We start from the raw sequence: 24,095 nt of genomic DNA, 5'->3' as shown, positions 1-24,095 counted from the left end.
CCCGGGGCTGAAGGGGGTCGGGAACTCCCAGCCGGCCCGGGCGCCGGTGGCCGTCAGGAGCAGGAATGCGGCGGTCAGGGCTCGCTTGATGATGAGATCCGATATCATTTATCTTCTTTACGGACATGGGGTTGGGCGAGCATCCCGCGATGCCGGAGCATAGCACCTCCGACCGCGCGGCCACAAGACCCGGTTGCCTCGCCGCAACGGGTGTGGTGTACTCGGCGCAATCGGTCCGTCGTCCGTCCGCCGCCCGCCCGCCCCGCCGGAGGTCTCCTTGCTCGTCCAGCTGCGCACCTACACCCTCGTCGCCGGCGCGGGGCCCGACTGGGAACGGGTCTTCGTCGACCACATCCGGCCCATCCGCGAGTCCCTCGGCTTCACGGTCCCGGCGGCCTGGTCCGACCCCGAGGCCGACCGCTTCACCTGGCTGATGGCCTTCGCCGGCGACCGTGCGGCCTGGGACGCGGCCGACGCCGCCTTCCACGCCTCGCCCGCCCGGCGGGCCCTGGCGCCCGACCCGGCCGGGCTCATCGTGTCCATCGAGACGCGCTTCGTCCAATGGGTCGGCTAGCCGCGCCCCCGGATGGCGCCGGCCGCGGGCGGCTGCTCGCGCTGGTGCTCGCCCTGGCCGCGCTGGTCGCGCCGTCGGGCTGCGACCGTCCCGCGGCCCCGGCCGCCCGCCACCTGGTGCTCATCACCATCGACACCCTGCGCGCCGACTTTCTCGGCTGCTACGGCTTCCCCGACGCCGTCTCGCCGCGGCTGGACGCCCTCGCCGCCGAGGCGCTCGTCTTCGAGCACGCCTATGCCACGGCGCCGTTCACCGGCCCGTCGCACGCCTCGATCCTCACCGGACAGGACCCGTCGCGGCACGGGATCATCTACAACGGGCACCGCGCGCGCAGCCTGGCCATCGGCGACGATTCGGTGACCCTGGCCGAGCATCTCGGCGCGGCCGGCTTCGACACGCGCGCGCTCGTCTCGGCCGGTCCGCTCGATGCGCGCTTCGGCTTCGGTCGGGGCTTCGACGGGTTCAGCCTGATCCCGAAGCTCGGCCACGACGACAGCGGCGCCGACGGGGCCGAGGTCGTCGCCGGCGCCGCGGCCTGGCTGCGCGACTGGCGCCACGCCGGCCGCCACGACCGCTTCTTCCTCTGGGTGCACCTCTTCGACCCGCATCTGCCCTTCGTGTCGGCGGCGGGCGTCCGCGACTCCCTCGGCATCGCCTTCGCGGGGATCGTCGACGAGACGAACGTCGCCGCGCTGCCCCGCGACGACGTGCGTGCCGCCTACCGCGCCGAGGTCTTCGAGGCCGACCGCCACGTGGGCGCGCTCGTCGATCTTCTGGCCGAACTGGGCCTGGCCGGCGAGACCCTCGTCGCCGTCGTCTCCGACCACGGCGAGTATCTGCAGGAGCACGGGCTCGTGAATCACCACGGCCTGCGCGACGAGGTCCTGCACGTGCCCATGCTCATCCACTGGCCCGGCCTCGGCCGCAGCGAACGCCGCCCCGCGACGGTCTCGACGGTCGACCTCGCGCCGACCCTGTGCGACCTGCTCGGCGTCGGTCCCCTGTCCACGGCCCGCGGCCGCAGCCTGCGCCGCGCCGCCGCGGCCGACGACCCGACTCCCGTCTTCGCCGAGTGGCGCGATTTCCGCCTCCTCGGCGCCGACGTCGCGCCCCGACCGGGCGAGTTCCAGGTGGCGGTGCAGCGGGGGCGCCGCAAGCTGATCCGCGACGTGCTCTTTCCGGACGCGGGCCTCGCCTTCGACCTGGCCGCCGACCCGGCCGAGGACCACGACCTGGCCGCGTCGCCGCCGGCCTGGGCCGCCGACCTGGGTGCGGACCTCGAGAACCACATCGCCCGCGACCTGCCCGCCGGCCTGGCCGGCGTCGCCGACATCCACCTCGACGACCGCGCGCTGGAAATGCTCCGCTCGCTGGGTTACGTCCGCTGATCGGGCCCGCGCCCGGAGGAGCCGCCATGCCTTTCGATCTCGCCGAAGCCACCGCCGTCCTGTCCCGCACGCCGCTGGTCCTCGAGGCCTGGCTGCGCGACCTGCCCGAGCCCTGGATCCGCTCCGACGAGGGTCCCGGCACCTGGAGCGCCTTCGACGTGCTCGGCCACCTGATCCACGGCGAGCGGACGGACTGGATCCCGCGCGCCCGCATCATCCTGGCCCGCGGCGACGACCGCGCCTTCGCGCCCTTCGACCGCTTCGCCCAGGAGCACGAGTCGCGCGGCTGCACCCTCGACGACCTGCTCGACGAGTTCGCGCGGCTGCGCCTGGCCAACGTGGGCACGCTGACCGAGCTGCCGCTCACGGCCGAGACCCTGGACTGGACGGGGGAGCATCCGGAATTCGGGACCGTGACCCTGCGCCAGCTCCTGGCCACGTGGGTGGCCCACGATCTGGGTCATCTGGGCCAGATTGCGCGCGTGCAGGCGCGCCGCTACACGGCGGACGTCGGCCCGTGGCGGCGCTACCTGCGCGTCATCGGGGAGGGGGCGGACTAGCGGCCGGGCCTCAGGCCTTGTCGCAGCTGTGCACCGTCATGACGGGGCACTTGGCGTGGCGCACGACCTTCTCGGCGACGCTGCCGAAGACGATGTGGGCCAGGCCGGTGCGGCCGTGGGTGGCGATGATGATCGCGTCGACCTTCTCTTCCTCGGCGAAGGCGAGGATCTCGTCGGCCGGACGGCCCATGCGGACCTCGAGCCGGGTCCTGACCTCGTCGTCGAAGACCGAGTCGACCAGGGTGGCGAGGTTCTCGCGCGACTCCTCGGCCACCTGGGCCTCGTAGGCGGAGACGTCGAAGACCACTTCGGAGGCCTGCAGGCGCGGGGTGGGCAGGTGCGGGATGGGCTTGTGCACGTTCAGCACCACGACCTCGGTGTCGAAGCGGCCGGCCATGGCGTTGGCCATGCGCAGTCCGCACTCCGAAGGCTCGCTGAAGTCCGTGGGACAGAGGATCTTCTTGAAGGGAAACATCGCACCAACCTCCTGCGGGAACGTGACACGACCGGCACGGGCGGCGACCCGGACCGGCACGGCCCCAATATAACACAGGGATAGGCACCGCAAATGGCTTTCTACACCGACTTCGCCGGACACTACGAGAAGATCTTCCCCTACCGGCCGGCGGTGCACGAATTCCTGCACAAGTGGCTGCCCACCGCCGGACGTGTCCTGGACGTCGGTTGCGGCACCGGGCGCTACTGCGGCAGCCTCGCGGCCACCGGGCGGGCGTGCGTCGGCATCGACCTCGATCCGGGCATGGTCGCCGAGGCCGAGCGCCTGCACCCCGGCGGCGACTTCCGCATCTTGAGCATGGAGGAGATCGGCCTGCTCGCCGCCGGCGGCTACACCGGCGTCTTCTGCATCGGCAACGTGCTGCCCCACCTGCCCGCCGACCGCCTGGCGACGTTCCTCCTGAACGTGCGCCGCCTGCTCGCCCCGGGCGGCGTCTGGATCTTCCAGACCGTGAACTTCGATCCGCTGCTCGAGCGCGACGAGCACGCCTTTCCCGATCTGGCGTTCCCCGCCGACGGCCTCGTCTTCCAGCGCTGGTACGAGGACATCGACTTCGATCGCCTCGTTTTCCACACCTCGCTGCTCGGGCCGGACGGCGAGATCTTCGGCGGCGCCACGCCCCTGTACCCGCGGGCCAGCGTCGACTACCTGCTCGGCCACCGCTCGGCCGGCTTCGAGAAGCTGGGGCACTTCTCCGACTTCGCCGAGCGCGGCTACCATCCCCGCGAATCGGGGGGCAGCCTGTTCGTGTTCCGCAAGCCGGCCTGAGCGGCTTCCGCCGGACGCCGCGGTGTGGTATGATCATGGCGACGGGGCCATCGGCGGCCCCGCCGAACCCACCCCTGGGATCGGATCGCCCGACATGAAATCCCGCGCGATCGCCTTCTGCGCCGGCGCCCTGGCGCTGGCCGCCTGCGTACCCGCCCTGGCCTGCATTCCCGGCCTCGACCTCATCGAGGAGTACGAGTGGGCCACGGCCCCCGTCTCGGTCTGCGTCTGGCCCGATGGCCGTCCGGCCGTCGTCCACCTCGCCGGCGGCATCCCCACCGACGCCGTCCTGCGCATCCGCGTCATCGATCTCGACCTCCAGCCCGTGCCGGGCGTCGCCCTGGCCGACCTGGCCTGGTTCGACGGGAGCGGCCCGGGCGCCGTCTGCGCCGACCCCCTCGCGGGCCCCGTCACCGGCGCCGACGGCTGGGTGGCGGTGCCGTTCCGCGGCGGCGGCCACCGCACGGCCGACGAGGCGAGCCCCGCCCTGCTCACCCTGAACGCCTGTCCCCAGCTCGAGCTGCGGATCCCGACGCCGATCCACTTCAACAGCCCGGACATCTCCGGCGACCTGCGGGTCGACCTGTCGGACGTGCCCCTCTTCGCCCGGGACTACTACGAAGGCCTCGGGGCGTACCGCAGCGACTTCGACTGGGACGGCCAGGTGAACCTGTCGGACCTGGTCGTGCTGGCCGGGGCGCTCGGCGTCCAGTGTCCCTAGCAGGCTGTTGAAAAACTCGTTCTGGTACCCGATGCGCCTGGCCGGGCCGAGATCAAGGCGCGATTCCGCCGCCGTAGCCGTAGCTACGGCAAGGGATCGCAACGCGGAGATCGGCTTGGCCAGGCGTACCGCGTGCCGGGAGGAGTTTTTCAACAGCCTGCTAGTTCCGGGGCCCGCGACCTGTGGGGTTGTCCGGGCCCGCCCCATACAGTACAATGAGGTCAACGAAAGGTCCGCCATGTTCCGCCAGCTCCGCACCTCCTCCGACCGCAATTGGTGGCGCCGCCCGCCGGCGGCGAGGTGTGCGCAGTAGGGTCCCGGACCAGACGACACCCCGACCGCCGGCCCGCAGGCCGGCGGTCGCTCTTTTGCCGCCGCGTTTCCCCGGACCGGATGCGGGATCCCTTCGGAAACGCCCTCGACGCGAAGAAAGGCCAGACCCATGTCCGAAGCGCAATTGCCCCCCCTGAACGCCGTGCCCGACCAGGACGGCTTCTTCGGCCCCTATGGCGGCCGCTTCGTGCCCGAGCCCCTGGTGGCGCCCCTCGAGGAGCTCACGGCCGCCTTCCGGCGCTTCAGCGCCGACCCGGATTTCGTGGCCGAACTGGACCGCGAGTTCCGCACCTACTCGGGCCGACCCACGCCGCTCTACCACGCCGAGCGCCTCAGCGCGCACCTCGGCGCGACGGTCCTGCTCAAGCGCGAGGACCTCAATCACCTCGGCGCCCACAAGCTGAACAACTGCCTGGGCCAGGCCCTGCTCGCGCGGCACATGGGCAAGAAGAAGATCATCGCCGAGACGGGGGCGGGGCAGCACGGCGTGGCCACGGCCGCCGTGGCGGCGCGCCTCGGCCTGGAGTGCGACGTCTACATGGGCGAGGAGGACATGCGCCGCCAGAAGCCCAACGTCACGCGCATCCAGCTGATGGGCGCCCGCGTGGTGCCCGCCACCAGCGGCGACAAGACCCTCAGCAACGCCGTCGACGAGGCCATCGCCGCCTGGGTGGCCGAGGCCGACACGGCCTTCTACCTGCTGGGCTCGGTGGTGGGCCCGCATCCCTACCCCGAGATGGTGCGCCACTTCCAGTCGGTCATCGGGCGCGAGGCGCGCGAGCAGGTGCTGGCCCAGCACGGCCGCCTGCCCGACCTCATCACGGCCTGCGCCGGCGGCGGCAGCAACGCCATCGGCCTCTTCCACGCCTTCCTCGGCGACGCGTCGGTGCGCATCGTCGGCGTCGAGGCCGGCGGCAGCGGCACCGACACCAACCGCCACGCCGCGACCCTGACCACCGGCGCGCCCGCGGTCATCCACGGCATGAACACCTACTGCATCCCCGCGGGTACGGTGGCCGCCGGCGGCAACCACTGCATCGCGGCCGGCCTCGACTACCCGGGCATCGGGCCCGAGCACGCCTACCTGAAGGATCTCGGCCGGGTGCAGTACGCGGCGGTGACGGACAAGGAGGTCATGCAGGCCTTCGAGATCCTCTGCCAGCTCGAGGGGATCCTGCCGGCCCTCGAGAGCGCCCACGCCCTGGCCTGGCTCGAGCAGACCCGCGCCGAACTGCGGCCCGACCAGCTGATCATCGTGAACCTGTCCGGGCGCGGCGACAAGGACATGGACGAGCTCATCCGGCGCCGCAACCAGGCCCTGGGCGACGAGGCGGGACCGCCGACGCGGCTGTTCTGCTGATTCGCGGTCGGCGGACTAGCGCCGGACGAAGTGGTAGAGGGTGCGCGTGGTGCCGGGCACCGGCTCGCGCCGCCGGAGATCGAACAGCGGCGCGAAGGCCGCCTCCAGACCCTCGGTGTGGTAGGCGGGGAAGATGTCCTCGCGGGTGGCGAGCAGCCGCCGGGCCTGGGTGTCCTCCTTGGGCACGAACTCCAGGATCAGGTGGCGCCCGGCGCGGGCGAAGAACGCTGCGCAGCGGTCCAGGGGCACGTTGTTGCTGAGGGCCAGGTGGTGGATCAGCGCCAGCGCCAGCACGGCGTCGGCCGGACCACGCGCCAGCAGGCCGTCGCGTTCGGCGTGGGCCCAGCCCAGGTCCGGACTGGGGTTCGTCAGGTCCATCACCAGCGGCAGCAGCAGGGGCTCGGCCCCGCGCCGGCAGCGCCGCCAGTTCTTCTCCACCGCCGACGGATCGACGTCCGCCGCCACCGTCAGGCGGCCCTGCCCCGTGGCGACGCGGCTGAACGTGCCGTCGTTGGCGCCGAGATCCCACACCACGGCGGCGTCCGTGTCGGCGAGCATCCCGCCCACCAGGGCGCGTTTGGCCTCGCGGCTCGCTTCGGTGTAGTTCGTGTCGTCGTAGTACTCGCCCCACTCGGTGCCGCCCGGCGTCCAGCGCAGGGCCTTCACCGTCCCCCGCAGGCTGTCCAGGATCCCCTCGAGGTTGCCCCGGCTGACCCGCGCCGCCTGGGCCCGCCGGCTGTTGGCGTCGCCGTGGCTGTCGGCGTAGCGCGCCTGGCTGCGGGCGTGCAGGTGCAGGTGCATGAGCAGGCCCGGTCGCAGCCGCGTGCGCCAGGGCAGCAGCTTCGTCGCGAGGTCGAGCGGCACCCCGTCCAGATGGGTGCGCAGCAGCGCGCCCAGCCGCACGTCGCGGTAGGCCATGAGCGCCAGCGGCGCCAGGAAGTGCTGGCAGAACTGGCGGTAGGCGGCCCAGGGGCGCGCCTCCGGATAGGCGGTGAAGCTCAGCGTGTCGATGAACACCGGACGCCCCCGGTGGAACTGCACGTTGTAGGCGCTGGCGTCCTTCAGGCTCAGGCCGTGGGCGAGGGCCCGCCGCTGCACGCGCAGGGTCAGCAGCGCCGCATCGCGCAGCTGGCCGAAGCTCCACTCGTACGGATGGCTGATGAAGGGCACGATCTCCGGTGCGATCACCCGCACCGCTCCCGGGGCCGGGGCCAGCGCCACGTCGGCGTCGGCGTGGGGAATCAGCAGCCCGTCGCCGACCAGCTCGTCGTAGAGGCCGCTTCCGTGCAGGAGGGCGAGATCCGCGGCGGCGGACGCATTCACCTGGCGGTACAGGCGGCCGTCGCGGCGGAAGAGGAATCCCGCGGGGTCGCGGAACGAGGCGCCGAGGGGTCCGTCCGGCGCGCTAGTCGTCATCGTCGTCCGCGGCCCGGCGCTTGCCGCCGAACAGGCCGGTGATGCGGTGCCAGAACACCTTCAACGCCACTCCGGCGCCGACGATGGCCGCGATGATGCCCTGGATCACGAAGCTGCCCGTGCCGGGGTCGACGTAGGCCAGGGCGGCGGCGGGAGCGAGGAGCACGAGCGCGGCGAGGGTCGCGACCAGCGCGGGGGAACTTCCGGGCCGTTGGGGTCTTTGCATGCGGGCGCACCTTGGAGGAAGCAGGGAAAACGTCGCTACCGGCCAAAACTACAAGATTGGCCGGGCCTTGGCAAAGGGTCGCCCTCCGGTCTTGCCTTTTGGGGGCGCACCTGATATTTGTGCGGGAGGGACGTCGCCGCCCCCGGCGCGGCCCCGCCCGCCGTTCCCCGCCGCCGGGTCGCTGCCTTCACCACCGCCCGACCGCCCAACCGAGGACCGAGACGATGCGCAAGATGGAGCTCCTGTTCGCAATCGGCCTGCTGCTGCTGCCGGCCGCCCCGGCGTCCGCCCAGACCGACGCCACCGACGACTTCCCCGCCCGCATCGAGGGCGATTTCCAGTCCGCCATCGTGGTCGATGCGGCCACCGGCCTCGTGCTGGTCGAGACCGATCCGGACGTGCGCCGCCCGCCCGCGTCCATGCTCAAGATGATGACCGAACTGCTGGTGCTCGAGCGAATCGAGGAGGGTGACCTGAAGCTCGACGAGCCCGTCAATGTCTCGGCCAAGGCCAGCAAGATGGGGGGCTCCCAGGTCTACCTCAAACACGGCGAGGTCTTCCCGGTCCAGGAACTGCTCAAGGCCCTGGCCATCCATTCGGCCAACGACGCCGCGGTGGCCCTGGCCGAACATCTCGCCGGGTCCACCGACGCCTTCGTCGACCTGATGAACATCCGGGCCCGCGAACTCGGCATGACGAACACCGAGTTCCACTCGGTCCACGGCCTGCCGCCGGGCTGGAAGCAGGAATCGGACATCACCTCGGCCCGCGACATGGCGCTGCTGGCGCGTGAACTGGTGCAGCATCCGCTGGCGCTGGAGTGGTCGTCGACGGCCACGGCGCCGTTCCGCGACGGCGAGTTCACTCTCTACAACCCCAACAAGCTCGTCGGCAAGTACCGCGGCCTCGACGGCCTGAAGACGGGCTACACCGGCGCCGCCGGCTGGTGCGTGACGGCCACCGCCGTGCAGAAGGGGCGCCGCCTGATCTCCGTGGTCATGGGCTGCCCGTCCGACCGGGACCGCGCCAACGAGACCACGCGCCTGCTCTCCTTCGCCTTCAACCTGTTCAAGGACGTTCCCGTGTTCACCACGGCCGGCGAGCCGCTGGCCGAGCCGGTCAAGGTGACGGGGGGCAAGCAGTCCGAGGTCCCGGTCACCTACGGCGAGTCCCTCCAGGTGAGCGTGCCCCGCTCGCGGGCCGACGCACTGGAACTCGAGGTGCGCCTGCCGGAGAACGTGGCGGCGCCGCTGGCCGCCGGGGCCGAGGTCGGACGCGCCGTCGTGCGCCTCGACGGGGTCGAACTGGGCAGTGTGCCCATCGTCACCCTCGCCCCGGTCGAAAAAGGGAATTGGATCCATCGTCTCATGAACAGGTAGGAAACTGCAAAAATAAGAACTTCGGGAACTTTTTTGGTTGATAATTTTATGACAAGCAGGATGACAGCGACGGTTCCACCTGTTATCGTTCGTCGCAGGAATCACCACAGGAAACGGTGCCGACTCTGCCAAGTCAGAGGCACCCTCGAGGAGGAATCATGAAGAAGAACGTTGCCATGTCCATGCTGCTGGGCATTTTCCTGTTCGGCCTCGCCACCGCTGCCTTCGCCGCGCCCGAGATCATCGGCGCGCCGAAGTGCAAGATGTGCCATGGCGCGAAGACGGGTGACCAGTGGGGCAAGTGGGAAGCCGGGCCGCACGCGGGCGCCTTCGCCACGCTCGGCACCGACGCCGCCAAGAAGATCGCCGCCGACAAGGGTCTGGGCGATCCCCAGGCCGAGCCCGCCTGCCTGAAGTGCCACACCACGCAGCACTTCCTGGGCGCCGACGTCGGCGTCGACGCCAAGGGCAAGTACGAACTGACCGAGGGCGTGGGCTGCGAGGCCTGCCATGGCGCCGGTTCCGAGTACAAGAGCAAGAAGGTCATGGAAGACCACGAGGCGAGCATCGCCGCGGGTCTGAACATGCCGGGCAGCGCCGAGTTCTGCTCCAAGTGCCACAACGAGGAGAGCCCGACCTTCAAGGCCTTCAACTACGACGAGCGCGTCGCGAAGATCGCGCACCCGGTGCCCGCGAAGTAAGGTCCCGATGACCTGCTCCGGAATCCCCGACCCCACCTCCGCCCGGCGGGGGTGGGGTCTTCTCGTGCCGCCGCTGCTGCTGGCCGCTCTCCTCGGGGCCGGCGGCTGCGCCGGACGCCGGCCCGCGCCATGCGCCGAACGCCCCCCGACGACCTACGTCGCCGACGAAGACTCCCTCGGGCTCGCCGCCTTCCTGGCCCTGCCCGACGCCGCCCAGGAACGCCGTCTCCGCCTCGCGGCCGCCGAACAGCGCGCCGCCGACCGCGCCGACCGCCCCGACCAACGCCTGCGCCATCTCATCGCCGCGGCCGGATTGGCCCCGAGCGATCCGGAGCCCTGGCTCGACCAGGCCCGTGTCTGGCGCTGGGTGGGAGACTACCTGCGCACCAACGCCTGCCTGGACGCCGCCGCGGCGGCGGTCCGGGCCTGGGACCCCGACTCGCCCCTGGCCCGCTCGCGTCCGGCCGCGGCCAAGGCCGACGCCACCCTCGAGACGGCGCTGCTCAACGCCTGGCTGCACTACGACCGCGCCGAGTGGCGCGAGGCGCGCCAGTGGGTGCGCGCGGCCCAGCGCGTCGAGGCGGGCAACACCGCGGTGCTGCGCCTGCGCGGGCTGGTCGAGGCCAGTCTCGGCAGCATGGGCATGGCCGAGGACATGGCCCGCGACCTGCGCCGCCGCGATCCCTTCACCACCGACGTGCCCTGGATCACCTCGCGCATCGACACGGCCCGCGGGCGCCATCGCGCCGCCTACAACTCGGTGTACGACCTGCGGCCCGACGAGGCCCACGCCGCCGAGTGCTACCGCGACATGGGCCGTGCGGCCGAGCAGGTCGGCGACTTCTCCACGGCCAGCAAGTGGTACCGCGAATCCCTCGCCGCCCTGCCGCTGACGGCCAACGACTGCCTGCGGCAGGTGGCGCACGGGCGCATCAGCGATGCGGCGGGTCGCCATCCGCTGCCCTTCTGGCTCGCCTTCGGCCGCTACTACGTGACGGGTTCGCTGTCGGCCTATCTCGGCTACGCCTTCGAGCGCTTCGAGTCGGCGGCGACCGACGCCGAGCGCGAGGAGTGGGGCGGTCTGGCGGTCAACGCGGCGGGCATCTGCGTCCGGCTCGAGATGGAGAAGCCCGAGGCCCGCCGTTTGCGGGGGCTGGTCTTCGCCGGCACCGGCCGCAACGACCGGGCCATCGACGACCTGCGCGCGGCCGCGGAGGGCTTCCCCGTCGGGGCGCCCGAGCTGCCGGGCCTCGAGGCCGAGATCGGCCACCTCTATCTCCTCAACGAGGATCACGTGCGGGCCGAGGAGCACCTGGCGCGGGCGCTGGCCCTGGACTCCGAAGTGGCCCGCACCTGGTCGGACATGGGCCTCGTGCACGTGATGGCCCGCGACGAGGCGGCGGCGACCGCGGCCTTCGACCAGGCGCTCGCCCTCGATCCCGCCCTGACCATCGCCTGGTACAACCGGGGCCTGATGCGTCTCCATGCCGGCGATCTCGAGGGGGCCGAGGCCGATCTCGGCCGGGCGGCCGCTCTCGCGCCGGAGAACGCGGAGATCGGCCGCCTGCTGCAGCAGGTCGCCCTCAAGCGCCGGCAGGGCGAGCGTTAGAGTTCCCATCCCGGCGCCGATACGGTATGATTCCACCACGTCCGGGCCCGCGAGGGGGTGCCCGGGCCGACCAACCCGAGACGGAAGAGACCAACCCATGAGATTCCGCTCCGCGTTCCGCCCGCCCTTCGGCGCGCGGCCCCGGTCGGTTGCGGTCCTGGCGCTGGGGGGAGCCCTGCTCGTGCTCTCGGCCTGTGCCGTCGGGCCCGACTACGAGGAGCCCGAACTGCCCGTGCCCGACGCCTGGGGCAACGCCGCCGCCGCCGACCTGGCGGGGCCGTCGCCGGTCCTGGAAACCTGGTGGACGACCCTCGGGGACACGCTGCTCGACTCCCTGCTCGTGCGGGCGCGGGCGGCCAACCCCGACCTGGACGCGGCCCTGGCCCGGATCACCGAGGCCCGGGCCTACCACCAGATCGCCGGCGGCGCCTACTGGCCCCAGGTGCAGGCCGACGGCACCTTCTCCCGCACTCAGATCGCCGAGAACGGGCCCCAGGGCGCCCTGGCGGCCCTCGGTGACAACCCGAGCAACAATTGGGAATTCGGTCTCGGCGCCAGCTGGGAGCTCGACCTCTTCGGGCGCAACCGGCGTGCGCGTGAAGCCACCGGCGCCGGCGTGGCGGCGTCCATCGAGGACTACCGCGACGTGCTCGTGAGCCTCTACGCCGAGGTGGCCGCCACCTACGTCGACGTGCGGGCGCTGCAGCTGCGTCTGGCCGTGGCCCGCGAGAACGTGGCCAGCCAGCGCGAGACCATGGACATCGTCATCGCCCGCGAGGACGCCGGGCTGGTGCCCCTGCTCGACGTGGCGCGGGCGCGTTCGAACCTGGCCAACACCGAGGCGGCCATTCCGCTGCTGGAGACCGCCCTCGAGGCCGGCCGCAACCGGCTGGCCGTGCTGCTGGGCGAGAATCCCGGCGCCCTCGACACCGAGCTGGCGGCCGACGCGGGCCTGCCGCGCCCCGACACGGCGGTGGCTCTCGAGCTGCCGGCCGAGCTGCTGCGCCGCCGGCCGGACGTGCGCCGCAGCGAGCGCAGTCTCGCGGCCCAGACCGCGCGCATCGGCGTGGCGAAGGCCGATCTCTACCCGAGCTTCTCCCTGGTCGGCGCCATCAGCGTGACGAGCGTCGACTTCGGTGGCCTCGGCGACGCCGGCCACACGGGCTGGACCCTCGCCCCGGGCGTGCGCTGGAACCTCTTCACCGGCGGCCGCATCCGCGGCCAGATCAAGGCCGAGGAGGCCCGCACGCGCCAGGCCCTGGCGGCCTACGAGAAGACGGTGCTGAACGCCCTCGCCGAGGTCGAGAACGCCCTGGTGGCCCTGCGCCAGGAGGAGACCCGCCGCGATCTGCTCATCACGGCCGTGGAGGCGTCGCAGCAGTCGGTCGAACTCGTCCACACCCTCTACCTCGAGGGCCTGACCGACTTCCAGGCCTACCTCGACGCCCAGCGCGTGCTCTTCGACCAGCAGGACGCCCTGGCCCAGTCGCGGGGGAACGTCATCACCGACGTGGTCCAGCTGAACCGGGCCCTGGGCGGCGGCTGGTCCCTGGCCGACACCGATCCGGACCTGGCCCTGGAGATGGCCCGCTCCGACGCATCCGACGCGGCCGCGGCCGCCAACCGAACCGATTCCGACGCCAACGGAGCGGGCTCCGCGCCCGCGCAGGAAAACGAGGTCAACTGATGAATCTGCGGCGAGATCTGACCAGGACGGCCCTGCTGCTCGCGGGCACCGGCATTCTTCTCGGACTGGGAGCCTGCTCCCAGGGCCAGCAGGCCGCGGCCCCCCAGGCGCCGCCGGTGACGGTGGCCCAGCCCACCCGCGGCGAGGTGAAGGACTACATGATCTTCACCGGCTCGACCCGCGCGGTCGAGTCGGCCGACGTGGTGGCCCGCGTCGCCGGCGAACTGGAGGAGGTCGCCTTCGCGCCGAGCAGCAACGTCGCCGCCGGCGACCTGCTCTTCCGCATCGAGGAGACCAAGTACCGCGCCGACCGCGACGCCGCCAGGGCGGCCCTGGCCTCGGCCGAGGCCAACCTGCTGCGGTCGAAGACCGAGCTGCAGCGGGTGGAGAAGGCCAGTCGCAGCCGCGCCGTGTCCGAGATGGACGTGGACCGGGCGCGGGCCGAGCGCGACATGGCCGCGGCCTCGGTGGCGACCGCGCGGGCGAACCTCGACCAGGCCGAGCTCTTCTACGGCTACACCCGGGTCACCTCGCCCATCAGCGGCGTCGTGAGCCGGAACCTCGTCGACGTGGGCAACCTGGTCGGCCAGGGCGGTCCGACCCTGCTGACGCGCGTCAACCGCCTGCAGCCCATCTACGTGTACTTCCACGCGCCCGAGAACGTGGTCCTGCGCTACCTCGCGTCCAAGTCCGTCGAGCAGAAGCGCGACGGCTCCGACGCCGAACGCGCCGCGGCGTTCGTCGCCCGGGCCAACGACGAGGGCTTCCCCTTCCCGGGCGTCATCGACTTCATCGACAACCAGGTCGATCCCGAGACGGGCACCATCGAGCTGCGCGTCCGGCTGGAGAACGAGAGCCTCGACTTCTTCCCGGGCCTCTTCGTGCGGCTCAAGGTCGAGGCGGATCCGATCCCCGACTCGGTGCTCGTGCCGGAGACGGCCCTCGGCACCGACCTCGGCGGCAAGTACCTCCTGGTCGTCGGCGAGGGCAACATCGTCGAGCAGAAGTACGTGAGCCTGGGGCTGCCCCAGGAGGGCGGACTGATCCACGTGCGCGACGGCCTGGCGGGCGATGAGACGATCATCGTCGACGGCCTGATGTTCGCGCGGCCGGGCATGCCGTGCACGCCCCTGACGGCGGAGCAGTTCAAGGCGATGCGGCAGCAGGCCGCCGCCCAGGCCCAGGGCAAGCAGGGCTAGGTCGGGCCATCGCGACCGGCGGCCGGGGCGTCCCGGCCGCGACCGAGGAACCGGACAAGGAGATCCGATCGCATGTTCAGCCGCATCTTCATCGATCGCCCCAAGTTCGCGCTGGTGATCTCGCTGCTCATCCTCATCGTCGGGGGCATCAGCATCCCGATCCTGCCGATCGAGTCGATGCCCGACATCACGCCGCCCACCATCGCGGTGACGGCGACGTTCCCGGGTGCCGACCCGAACACGGTGCTCGAGTCGGTGGCCGCGCCCATCGAGGAGCAGATCAACGGCGTGGAGAACATGATCTACATGGACTCCAAGAGCGATTCCGAGGGCCAGCTCAACCTCACCGTCAGCTTCGACATCGGGTCGGACGTCGACATGGCCCAGGTGATGACCAAGAACCGCGCCGACGTGGCCATGCCGCTGCTGCCCGAGGAGGTCAAGCGCCAGGGCGTGAAGGTCGAGAAGAAGACGACGGCCATGGTCGAGGTGGTCAGCCTGCGCTCGCCCGGCGGCACCTACGACGAGCTGTACATCTCCAACTACATCGCGACCCGCGTGAAGGACCAGCTCGCCCGCGTCGAGGGCGTCGGTTCGGTGACCGTCTTCGGCGCCAAGGACTTCAGCATGCGGATGTGGCTCGATCCGGAGCAGCTGAAGGCCCGCGGCCTGACGGCCGAGGAGGTGATCGGGGCGGTCCGCAGCCAGAACGTGTCGGTCGCCGCCGGCACCATTGGCGCGCCGCCGAATCCGGGCGACCTGCCCTTCCAGTACAAGATCATCACCAAGGGCCGCCTGATGACCGAGGAGGAGTTCGGCGCCATCGTGATCCGCACCGGGCTGGACGGCCAGGTGCTCTACCTGCGCGACGTGGCGCGCGTCGAGCTGGGCGCGCTGGCCTACAGCTGGTACGCCGAGCACTCGGGCAGCCCCGCCATCGCCGTGGGCATCTACCAGCTGCCGGGTTCGAACGCCCTGGGCGTGGCCGAGGGCGTGGCGGAGATCATGGACCGCCTCGCGCGCGACTTCCCCGACGACCTCGAGTACGAGGTCCTCTACGACGCCACCGAGTACATCCAGGCCTCCATCGACGAGGTCGTGCTGACCCTGGTCCAGGCCATCTTCCTGGTCATCTTCGTGGTGTGGATCTTCCTGCAGGACTGGCGCACGACGCTGATCCCGGCCATCACGATCCCGGTGTCGCTGATCGGCACCTTCGCCGTGATGAACGGCCTGGGCATGTCCATCAACAACCTGACCCTGTTCGGCCTCGTGCTCGTGATCGGCATCGTGGTGGACGACGCCATCCTCGTGGTCGAGAACACGGTGCGCCTGATGGAGGAGAAGGGCTGGGACTCGCGCAAGGCCATCACCATCGGCATGGGCGAGGTGACCGGCCCGGTGATCGCCTCCACGGCCGTGCTCATGGCCGTGTTCGTGCCCACGCTGATGATGCCCGGCCTGACCGGCCTGCTCTATCGCCAGTTCGCCATCACCATCTCCATCGCGACGATCTTCTCGTCGATCAACGCGCTCACGCTGAGCCCGGCCCTGTGCCGCATCCTGCTCAAGCCGGCCGACCCGAACCGCCGCAAGTGGGTCTTCTTCCGCAAGTTCGACGAATTCTTCGAGAAGAGCACCGCGGGCTACAAGGGTCTGGTGGGCGGTCTCCTGCGCAAGTCGGCCCTGTCGATGGTCATCTTCGCCGGCCTGATGGCGCTGACCGTCTTCGGCGTCAAGTCGGTGCCGGTCGGCTTCCTGCCCGACGAGGACCAGGGCTACTTCTTCATCAACGCCGCCCTGCCCGACGGCGCCTCCCTCGCCCGGACGCAGCAGGTCACCGACCAGATCAACGCCCTGCTGCTGCAGACCCCGGGCGTGGCGAAGTTCCTCACCGTGGGCGGGTATTCGCTGCTCGACGGCGTGCAGTCGCCGAACTCGGCCATGTGCATCGTGACCATGGACAACTGGAGCGAGCGGACCGACAAGGAGCTGTACATCAAGACCGTCATGGCCGGCCTGCAGCGGAAGCTGTTCGGCATCCAGGAGGCGCTGGTGTTCGGCTTCCTGCCGCCGCCGATCATGGGCCTCGGCAGCGCGGCCGGATTCTCGTTCGAGCTCCAGGACCGCGGCGGCGCCGGGATCATGCAGCTCGAGTCGGCGGCCAAGGAGATGGTCGCGCGCGGCAACCGGACGGGCGTGCTCACCCGCCTGAACCAGAACCTGCGGGCCACGGTGCCCATGCTGTACGTCGAGATCGACCGCGTGAAGGCGCAGACCTACCAGGTGCCCATGAGCCAGGTCTTCGGCTCGCTCTCGGCCTACCTCGGCACGGCCTACGTGAACGACTTCAACCTCTTCGGGCGCACCTGGAAGGTCATGGCCCAGGCCGACGACCGCTACCGCTCGGTGCCGGCGGACATCGAGCGCATCGAGGTGCGCAGCGCCACGGGCAACATGGTGCCGCTGGGCACCTTCGCCGCCGTGCGCGACACGGTGGGGCCGCTCTTCATCGGGCGCTTCAACATGTACCCCAAGGCCACCATCACGGGCCAGGGCCTGCCCGGCGTCTCGAGCGGCGACCAGATCAAGGCCATGGAGCAGCTCGCGGCCGAGGTGCTGCCGCCGACCATGGGCTACGAGTGGTCCGGCGTCACCTACCAGCAGTTGGCCGCCGGCAACCTGGCGCCGCTCATCTTCGGGCTGGCCTTCCTCTTCGTGTACCTCTTCCTGGTGGCCCAGTACGAGAGCTGGCTCATCCCGGTGGCCGTGATGCTCGGCGTGCCCGTGGCGATCATGGGCGCCCTGTGGTTCACGAAGTTCCGCGGGCTCGACAACAACGTCTACACCCAGGTCGGACTGGTGCTGCTCATCGGCCTGGTGGCCAAGACGGCCATCCTCATCGTCGAGTTCGCCAAGGTGAACCGCGAGGAGGGCAAGAGCATCTACGACGCGGCCCTCGCCGCGGCGGAGCTGCGCTTCCGGGCCATCCTGATGACGGCCTTCTCGTTCATCCTGGGCGTGATCCCGCTGATCGTGGCCTCCGGGGCCGGCGCGGCGAGCCGCGTCTCGCTGGGCACGGCCGTGTTCGGCGGCATGCTCGTGGGCATCGTGGGCATGGTGCTGCTGACGCCGGTGTACTACCTGGTCATCCAGGGTCTCGCCGAGCGGTTCGGCGGCCCGCCGACGCCGCTGCCGGCGCCGGACGGCGGCACCGCCCCGGGTGGCGGCGAACCCGACGGCTCCCCGGCGGTGTAGCGCGTCATGACGCTCTTCGACATCATCGCCCTGCTGGTCTCGCTCGCGGCCCTGTTCGGCTACATCAACCACCGTTGGCTCCGCCTGGAGCCGACGGTGGGGCTGCTGATGATCTCCCTGGCCAGTTCCCTGGCCATCATGGCGCTGCACGCCGTCTTTCCCCGCCTGGAGATCGTCGAGTCCATGCAGCGCATGGTCGGCAACATCGATTTCAACCAGGCCCTGATGCACGGCATGCTCGGCTTCCTGCTCTTCGCCGGGGCCCTGCACGTCGACCTCGAGCACTTCGTGCGCCGCAAGACGACCATCGCCTCGCTGGCCACCGTCGGGCTGCTCATCTCGACCCTGCTCGTGGGCTGGCTGAGCTGGCTCGTGTTCAATGCCCTGGGCCTGGAGATCTCGTTCCTGGCCTGCCTCGTCTTCGGCTCGCTCATCTCGCCCACCGATCCCATCGCGGTCATGGGCACCCTCAAGACCCTCGACGCGCCCAAGGACCTCGAGGCGAACATCGCCGGCGAGTCGCTCTTCAACGACGGGGTGGCGGTGGTGGTCTTCACCGCCCTGGTGGCGCTGCTCGGGGCCCAGACCGGCCACGGCGGCGGCGACCACGGGGGGCACGAGGGCGGGTTCGGCGTGGCCCGCATGGGCCTGTTCTTCCTGCGCGAGGCCGGCGGCGGCACCGTGTTGGGGCTGGTCTGCGGCTACCTCGTCTACCGGCTCATGCTGAGCATCGACGACTACAAGGTCGAGGTCATGCTCTCGCTGGCGCTGGTCATGGGGAGCTACTCCCTGGCCTGGGCCCTGCACGTGTCCGGACCCATCGCGGTGGTGGTGGCGGGCATCCTCATCGGCAACCGCGGCCGGGCCTTCGCCATGAGCGAGGAGGTCGCCGACTACCTCGAGAAGTTCTGGGAGCTGCTCGACGAGATCCTCAACGCGCTGCTCTTCATGCTCATCGGCATCGAGGTGCTGGTGATCTCGTTCACGGGGCGGAGCATCCTGGCGGGGCTCGTCGTCATCCTCATCGTGCTGGTGTCGCGCTTCGTCAGCGTGGCCCTGCCGATCCGGGTCATCGGCCTGCGCAGCAGCTTCCCGCGGGGGGTGGTGCGCATCCTCACCTGGGCGGGCCTGCGCGGCGGCATCTCGGTGGCCCTGGCCCTCTCCCTGCCGCCCTCGCCGGAGAAGAACCTCATCCTGACCACCACCTACCTCGTGGTGCTGTTCTCCATCGTGGTGCAGGGCCTGACGATCCGGCGGGTGCTGCGGCGCTTTCTCTAGCCGCCGGCGAGCAGGTCGATGTAGGCACGATCGATCAGGTCGGCCGCCGCGACGCCCAGCCGCGCCATGAGGTCCTCGGCCTCGGCGCGGCCGACGGCCTCGTCCTCGTCGGCCGCCAGCACCACCTCGAGTTCCAGGAACTCGCCGAGACCCTCGACCCGGTCCAGATGGATGCGGGTGCGGCCGCTCAGGAGCAGCGTCCGTTCCTTGACCACCACCCCGCGCACGCCGAGGGCCGCCGCCAGGGCCGCGTGCAGGGCGGCCGGATCGTCCGTGGGGGCGATGAGGTAGGACGAGGTCTTCGGGCCCTCGCGATCGGGCCGCTGGTAGGCGATGAGCTCGCCGTGGCCGTCGCCGAAGTCGCGCAGCTTGAGGCGACCGCGGGCGGCGGCGTAGAACGTGTCGCGCTGGCGGATCAGGGTGGGGGGTCCGTCGGCCAGGTTCGCGGCGCGGCGGTGCAGTTCGGCGGGCCGCCGGACGCGGGCCTTGATTTCGACGTTGCGGGGCATGGAACTCTCCTCGATAATCGGCGCATGCATCAGCCGGATTCTAACCCGATTGCGACCTCCTGCCAGCGTCGGAACGGGCTCGCCGTCAAGGCGGGCTCCTGGTGGTGTCTGGGAGTGCTCCTGCTGGCGATCTCGCCCGCGCGGCCCGCTGCGGGCGGGGTCACCGACCTGCCCGGCGACCTGTGGGACGACGTGCGCCACCTGCCGACGCGGGAGAACGCCTGGTGGCTGGCGGGCGGTGCGGCGACGGCGCTCCTCGTGTCGACCTTCGAGGATCCGGAGGCCGTCGCCCGCACGCTCAACCAGCCGGTCATCGACGAGCTGGCCGACTTCGGCAACGTGTGGGGCGACGCCCGGGTGCAGGCCCCCCTGGCCCTGGCCACCTGGGGCCTCGGCGCCTGGGCCGGCAGCGAGGAGGCGGCCGGTCTCGGCTACGACCTGACCCGCAGCCTCGCCCTGACCTACGGCGCCGTCAGCGCCCTGAAGGTGACCTTCAACCGCGAACGCCCCAACGGCGAGGACTACAGCTTCCCCTCGGGCCACACGGCGTCGGCCTTCTCCACCGCCGGTGTCGTGAGCCGGCGCTACGGCGGCTGGGCCGGCGGCGTGGCCATCGGGCTCGGCGTGCTCACCGGGCTCGGCCGCATGGAAGACCTGAAGCACTACGGCTCGGACGTGGTCGCGGGCGCGACCATCGGCTGGATCATCGGCCGCAACGCCGGCCGCCCGCGGGGGGACGCCGACGGCCTCGGCCTGCAGCTCGTGCCGCTGGGACGGGGCCTGGCGGTCGCCGGACGGTTCTGAGGCGGCGCGTCAGGCGAGCGTGGCGATGCCGCGCGGCCGTCTGGCCACCGAGGTGCCGGCGAGGCGGTCCGGCAGGGTCGTTCCACCCGCAGTGAGGGCCGCCGGCGCGCCCAGCAGCACGATCCCGCCCGCCACGACGCCGGCCAGGCCCAGCGGCCACCAGCCGACCAGCAGGCCCAGGCACACGAGCAGTGCGCCGCTTCCCTTCACGAGCCATCGCCTTCCCGGGGCGCCGCGTCCGGCCCCCGGTCCCGGCACGACCACCAGTCCGGTCGCCAGCTTGCCGGGTCCCGCACCCCAGATCGCCTCGCCCGCCGTGACCAGCAGCCACGCCAGGGGCCAGCCGTAGGTCAGGGGCGAGATGTTGCCCAGGATGAGGGGGATCGGCCCGTTCCACGCCGAGGCCGGGTCGTAGATGCGCAGGGTGACGACGGCCCGCTCGGCGAGGAACCAGCCGGCATGGGGCGCCAGCAAGATCGCCAGGAGGAGCGACGCCGCGAGGTCGATGCTGCCGGCGACGAAACGGCGCACGGCTCAGCGCCCGCTGTAGGCGGCCTTGACGCTGCCCCAGGACGCGCTCTCCACGCCCACCGAAGCCTTGGTCAGGCTGGCGATCCCCTTGCCGCCGCCGGGACTGGTGAAGTCGAACGAGCCGGTCAGCTCGTTGCCGCTGGCCGTGCCGGTCAGGGTGAAGGCGCCGAACCAGAGGGGGGCCGTCACGGTGCCGGCGCCGCTGGCGGTCGCTTCGCCCGGCTGCCCGGTGGGCGTGAGGGTGACGGTTCCATTGCCGAGGTTCGTGCAGCCGAAGGCCACCTCGAGGGTCGAACCGTTGTCGGTGCCGGTGGCGCCGCCGGCAAGCACGCCCAGGGGGGCGGAGATCTGCGACACGTCGATGGTGCCGGTGGCCGCGTAGGCATTCCCCTCGGCCCAGATCAGGATCTGCAGGGCCCCCGAAACGTTGTACACCGTGTCGCTCCAGCTCCCGGCCCAGGTTCCGGTCAGGGGCGGCAGGTCGGCGGGGGCGGCGGCGACGGCGGGGGCCGGATCGCCCGGGGCGCCGGGTCCGGAGCCCATGCCGAACAGGCCGGCCGCGGCGAACAGGCAGATGACGTAGATGGCGGGTTGGCGGATGGTCATGGCTTCCCTCCTCGGTAGGCATGGTGAGATGGCTCTGATGATAGCACAAAATAGAGGACAATTTTAGTGAGAATTGGCATGATGATTTCCGCATCTTTCTCGGCATGAATCCCTTAAACCCCCAGCGATGTGGTCGATATGGTGACGGGGGGACCGGCCCGGCCGGTCGGGAATTCGCCTTGAACCGGGAGAAGCGCATTGAAACTCCGCGAGAAGATCGTCCTGCTCATGGTGGCCTGCCTCGTCCTCGTGCTCGGGGGCGTGGGGGCCTTCACCATCCACCGGAACGGTGAAATGGCCGCCGACGCCAAGATCGAGAGCGCCACCCTCGTGGCCGAGAGCATCAAGGGCTCCATGCACGTCTTCGGGGCCATCGGCGACATGGAGGCCCTCGAGACCTACGTGGCCGAAATCCAGGGACTCGAGGGCATCGCCGACGTGAAGGCCCTGCGGGGCGCGGCCGTGAGCACCGAGTACGGCGACCGGGCAGGGGGGCTGCCGGGCGACGACTTCGAGCGCCAGGCCCTGGCCGGGGGCGAGACGACGACCCTGGTCGATGGCGAGGCCCACCACATCCGGGTCGTGATGCCGCTCCATGCGGTCGCGAGCTGCCTCGACTGCCACGACACCCAGGAGGGGGCCGTACTGGGGGTGGCCAGCGTGACGGTGGACGCCGCGGCCAGCGACGCCGCCAGCCGGGCCTTCGCCGTGACCATCGCGCTCGCCTACATCGGCGCCGTGGTGCTGGCCGGCGTGCTGCTTTCGCTGGTCATCACGCGGGGCGTCATCCGGCCGGTGCGCAAGGCGGCCCTCGAGATCATCCAGGGGGCCCACCGCACCCTCGAAGCCGTGGGCCAGAGCCGCGAGGCCGGCGAGGTCATCGCCCGCAACGCGAGCGACCAGGCCAGCAGCCTGCAGCAGACCGCCGCGGGGCTGCAGGAGATGACCGCCCGCACCCGCGAATTCAGCGGCCACGCCGGCGAGGCCAACGACAACGCCGGCGCCACCAGCGCCGCCGCCCGCCGCGGCCACGACGCGGTGTCGCGCATGACCTCGTCCATGGAGTCCATCAAGCAGGCGGCCGACGACACCAGCCGCATCATCAAGACCATCGACGAGATCGCCTTCCAGACCAACCTGCTGGCCCTGAACGCGGCGGTCGAAGCCGCCCGGGCCGGCGACGCGGGCAAGGGCTTCGCCGTCGTGGCCGAAGAGGTGCGCAACCTCGCCCAGCGCTCGGCCGAGGCGGCCCGCAACACCGCCGCGCTCCTCGACGGCTCCCGCGCCCAGGCCGACCAGGGTGTCGGCGTGGTCGAGGAGGTCGTGGCGATCCTGCAGGAGATCACCGACCAGGCCGAGAAGTCGCAGGGGCTGATCGGGAACGTGACGTCCGGCAGCGCCGACCAGGTGCGCGCCATCAGCGAGCTGGCCGAGGCCGTGACCAACCTCGACCGGGCCACCCAGTCGACCGCGGCCAGCGCCGAGCAGTCGGCGGCCAACGCGGCCGACGTGCAGGAGATGGCCGACGACATGCGGCGCGTCGCCGACGCCCTCGGTTCCCTCGTGGGCGAGGAGGTCTGACCGCCCCGCCCCGACGACCCGCTCATGACGGCCCCGCCGGCGTGTGGTAGATTGCCCCCCGGCGGGGCCGCGTGCGTGCAGGACCCGGGGCCACCACTGCGGGAGCAGCGCCCATGATCATGGACAACGTCTTTCCGGTCTTCGCCCTCATCGGGCTGGGCGCCTTCCTGCGCCGGCGGGGCCTCACCGACGCGGCCTTCCTGCGCACGGGCGACCGCCTCGTCTACTTCGCGTTCTTCCCCGTGCTGCTGTTCTGGAAGATCGGCGGCACCGTGACCGGCGCCGAGGTCCCCTGGCGCCTGTGGGGGGCGGTGCTGGGCGTCATGGTCGCCATGTGGCTGCTCAGCCTCGTGGCCATCGCGCTACTCCGCATCGGCCCGCGCCGCGCCGCGACCTTTTCCCAGGCCGCGTACCGCTTCAACACCTACGTGGCCTTCGCGGTCGTCTTCAACGCCCAGGGCGACGCCGGCGTCGCCCGCCTGGGCGAGACCCTCGGCGTGGCCATCCCCCTGGCGAACGTCATGGCCGTCGTCACCTTCATCTGGTACGCGCGCGGCACGATCGACCAGGCCGACCGTGTCCGCCTCACCGTGCGGGCCCTCGTGCGGAATCCCCTGATCCTGGCCTGTGCCGCCGGCATGGTCTGGGTGCGCTTCATGCCCCCCTGGCCCGCGGCCGTGGACAACTCGCTGCGCCTGGCCGCGTCCCTGACCCTGCCCTTCGCCCTCATCTCCATCGGGGGCGCCCTTCGGTTCGAGGGCCTGCGCGAACGCCTGCCGGTGACCGTCGCCGCCACGGTGCTGAAGGTCGCGATCATGCCGATCGTGGGCTGGTGGGCCCTGCGCCTCGCCGGAGTGTCGGGCCCGGACGTGCTGACCGCGATGCTCTTCTTCGCCATGCCGGCCTCGACCGCCATGTACGTGCTCGCCACCCAGCTCGACGGCGACGCCGACCTCAGTTCGGCGATCATCGTGTTGACGACGCTCGCCTCGTTCCTCTCGCTGTCGGCGGTGTTCGTGTTCTGGGGCTGATGGCCCCGGCCGGAAACGCGCGACGCCCCCCTCCGGTCGGGAGGGGGGCGTCGCCGTGC

At 71.2% G+C, this 24,095-nt stretch carries 22 protein-coding genes; 16 read left to right on the top strand and 6 right to left on the bottom strand.

Annotated features, from left to right (window positions below; genetic code table 11):
- Positions 1 to 277 precede the first annotated feature (277 nt).
- Genes KDM41_05770 through KDM41_05760 form a run of 3 tightly spaced genes read left to right on the top strand, consistent with a single transcriptional unit; the run spans position 278 to position 2,522 of the window.
- Entirely contained in the window at positions 278 to 574 is a 297-nt protein-coding gene (locus tag KDM41_05770; GenBank protein MCB1182921.1) for an NIPSNAP family protein, read from the top strand.
- The gene (locus KDM41_05765; GenBank protein MCB1182920.1) at positions 562 to 1,962 is read left to right on the top strand and encodes a sulfatase; all 1,401 of its coding nucleotides are present in this window, start codon (positions 562 to 564) and stop codon (positions 1,960 to 1,962) included. Before KDM41_05770 ends, KDM41_05765 begins: the two co-directional genes overlap by 13 nt.
- Before the next feature lie 26 nt (positions 1,963 to 1,988).
- Positions 1,989 to 2,522, top strand: coding sequence for a DinB family protein (locus KDM41_05760; GenBank protein MCB1182919.1), 534 nt, complete (start codon positions 1,989 to 1,991; stop codon positions 2,520 to 2,522).
- Between the two features lie 10 nt (positions 2,523 to 2,532).
- On the opposite strand, the gene KDM41_05755 is transcribed toward KDM41_05760, so the two are convergent.
- Positions 2,533 to 2,997, bottom strand: coding sequence for a universal stress protein (locus KDM41_05755; GenBank protein ID MCB1182918.1), 465 nt, complete (start codon positions 2,995 to 2,997; stop codon positions 2,533 to 2,535).
- Positions 2,998 to 3,090: 93 nt separating this feature from the next.
- On the opposite strand from KDM41_05755, the gene KDM41_05750 reads away from it, so the two are divergent.
- The 3 genes from KDM41_05750 to trpB all read left to right on the top strand — a co-directional run bounded on the left by KDM41_05750 (position 3,091) and on the right by trpB (position 6,221).
- A complete protein-coding gene (locus KDM41_05750; GenBank protein ID MCB1182917.1) occupies positions 3,091 to 3,807 on the top strand; it encodes a class I SAM-dependent methyltransferase in 717 nt (238 codons plus the stop codon).
- A 94-nt stretch (positions 3,808 to 3,901) separates the two neighbouring features.
- Positions 3,902 to 4,528, top strand: coding sequence for a hypothetical protein (locus KDM41_05745; protein ID MCB1182916.1), 627 nt, complete (start codon positions 3,902 to 3,904; stop codon positions 4,526 to 4,528).
- Between the two features lie 442 nt (positions 4,529 to 4,970).
- Complete coding sequence (gene trpB / locus KDM41_05740) at positions 4,971 to 6,221, top strand: tryptophan synthase subunit beta (protein ID MCB1182915.1); 1,251 nt, start codon at positions 4,971 to 4,973, stop codon at positions 6,219 to 6,221.
- A gap of 15 nt (positions 6,222 to 6,236) precedes the next feature.
- Here trpB and KDM41_05735 read toward each other — a convergent pair whose 3' ends face one another.
- Complete coding sequence (locus tag KDM41_05735; GenBank protein ID MCB1182914.1) at positions 6,237 to 7,637, bottom strand: SAM-dependent methyltransferase; 1,401 nt, start codon at positions 7,635 to 7,637, stop codon at positions 6,237 to 6,239.
- Entirely contained in the window at positions 7,627 to 7,827 is a 201-nt protein-coding gene (locus KDM41_05730; GenBank protein ID MCB1182913.1) for a hypothetical protein, read from the bottom strand. Before KDM41_05730 ends, KDM41_05735 begins: the two co-directional genes overlap by 11 nt.
- A gap of 260 nt (positions 7,828 to 8,087) precedes the next feature.
- Between KDM41_05730 and KDM41_05725 the strand changes: the two genes are divergently transcribed.
- From KDM41_05725 to KDM41_05695, 7 genes are all read left to right on the top strand, one after another.
- Positions 8,088 to 9,242: a D-alanyl-D-alanine carboxypeptidase gene (locus KDM41_05725; protein ID MCB1182912.1), complete on the top strand. Its 1,155-nt coding sequence runs from the start codon at positions 8,088 to 8,090 to the stop codon at positions 9,240 to 9,242.
- Between the two features lie 158 nt (positions 9,243 to 9,400).
- The gene (locus tag KDM41_05720; protein MCB1182911.1) at positions 9,401 to 9,943 is read left to right on the top strand and encodes a cytochrome c family protein; all 543 of its coding nucleotides are present in this window, start codon (positions 9,401 to 9,403) and stop codon (positions 9,941 to 9,943) included.
- A 7-nt stretch (positions 9,944 to 9,950) separates the two neighbouring features.
- Positions 9,951 to 11,552, top strand: a complete 1,602-nt coding sequence (locus KDM41_05715) for a tetratricopeptide repeat protein (protein MCB1182910.1) — start codon at positions 9,951 to 9,953, stop codon at positions 11,550 to 11,552.
- Between the two features lie 97 nt (positions 11,553 to 11,649).
- A complete protein-coding gene (locus KDM41_05710) occupies positions 11,650 to 13,239 on the top strand; it encodes an efflux transporter outer membrane subunit (protein ID MCB1182909.1) in 1,590 nt (529 codons plus the stop codon).
- Positions 13,239 to 14,438 carry an efflux RND transporter periplasmic adaptor subunit gene (locus KDM41_05705; protein ID MCB1182908.1) on the top strand — a complete coding sequence of 400 codons (1,200 nt, stop codon included), beginning with the start codon at positions 13,239 to 13,241 and terminating at the stop codon, positions 14,436 to 14,438. Before KDM41_05710 ends, KDM41_05705 begins: the two co-directional genes overlap by 1 nt.
- Positions 14,439 to 14,510: 72 nt before the next feature.
- A complete protein-coding gene (locus tag KDM41_05700) occupies positions 14,511 to 17,696 on the top strand; it encodes a multidrug efflux RND transporter permease subunit (GenBank protein ID MCB1182907.1) in 3,186 nt (1,061 codons plus the stop codon).
- 6 nt (positions 17,697 to 17,702) lie between these two features.
- Positions 17,703 to 18,974 (top strand): sodium:proton antiporter, encoded by a 1,272-nt coding sequence (locus tag KDM41_05695; protein ID MCB1182906.1) that lies wholly within the window; start codon positions 17,703 to 17,705, stop codon positions 18,972 to 18,974.
- Here the strand turns inward: KDM41_05695 and KDM41_05690 are convergent.
- Complete coding sequence (locus tag KDM41_05690) at positions 18,971 to 19,483, bottom strand: class IV adenylate cyclase (protein ID MCB1182905.1); 513 nt, start codon at positions 19,481 to 19,483, stop codon at positions 18,971 to 18,973. The two genes, KDM41_05695 and KDM41_05690, sit on opposite strands and share 4 nt — an antisense overlap.
- Before the next feature lie 114 nt (positions 19,484 to 19,597).
- Between KDM41_05690 and KDM41_05685 the strand changes: the two genes are divergently transcribed.
- Positions 19,598 to 20,287 (top strand): phosphatase PAP2 family protein, encoded by a 690-nt coding sequence (locus KDM41_05685; GenBank protein MCB1182904.1) that lies wholly within the window; start codon positions 19,598 to 19,600, stop codon positions 20,285 to 20,287.
- 9 nt (positions 20,288 to 20,296) lie between these two features.
- Here KDM41_05685 and KDM41_05680 read toward each other — a convergent pair whose 3' ends face one another.
- Positions 20,297 to 20,818, bottom strand: coding sequence for a hypothetical protein (locus tag KDM41_05680; protein MCB1182903.1), 522 nt, complete (start codon positions 20,816 to 20,818; stop codon positions 20,297 to 20,299).
- 3 nt (positions 20,819 to 20,821) lie between these two features.
- The gene (locus tag KDM41_05675) at positions 20,822 to 21,424 is read right to left on the bottom strand and encodes a hypothetical protein (GenBank protein ID MCB1182902.1); all 603 of its coding nucleotides are present in this window, start codon (positions 21,422 to 21,424) and stop codon (positions 20,822 to 20,824) included.
- Between the two features lie 198 nt (positions 21,425 to 21,622).
- Here KDM41_05675 and KDM41_05670 point away from each other — a divergent pair, with 198 nt between their 5' ends.
- Both KDM41_05670 and KDM41_05665 read left to right on the top strand, forming a co-directional pair.
- Positions 21,623 to 23,005, top strand: a complete 1,383-nt coding sequence (locus KDM41_05670) for a hypothetical protein (protein MCB1182901.1) — start codon at positions 21,623 to 21,625, stop codon at positions 23,003 to 23,005.
- A gap of 113 nt (positions 23,006 to 23,118) precedes the next feature.
- A complete protein-coding gene (locus KDM41_05665; GenBank protein MCB1182900.1) occupies positions 23,119 to 24,036 on the top strand; it encodes an AEC family transporter in 918 nt (305 codons plus the stop codon).
- Positions 24,037 to 24,095 lie beyond the last annotated feature (59 nt).

The sequence above is a fragment of the bacterium genome (assembly GCA_020440705.1).
Taxonomy (GTDB): Bacteria; Krumholzibacteriota; Krumholzibacteriia; order LZORAL124-64-63; family LZORAL124-64-63; genus JAGRNP01.
The sequence above is the reverse complement of the archived record's forward strand: the minus strand, read 5'-3'. Positions and strand labels throughout refer to the sequence as shown.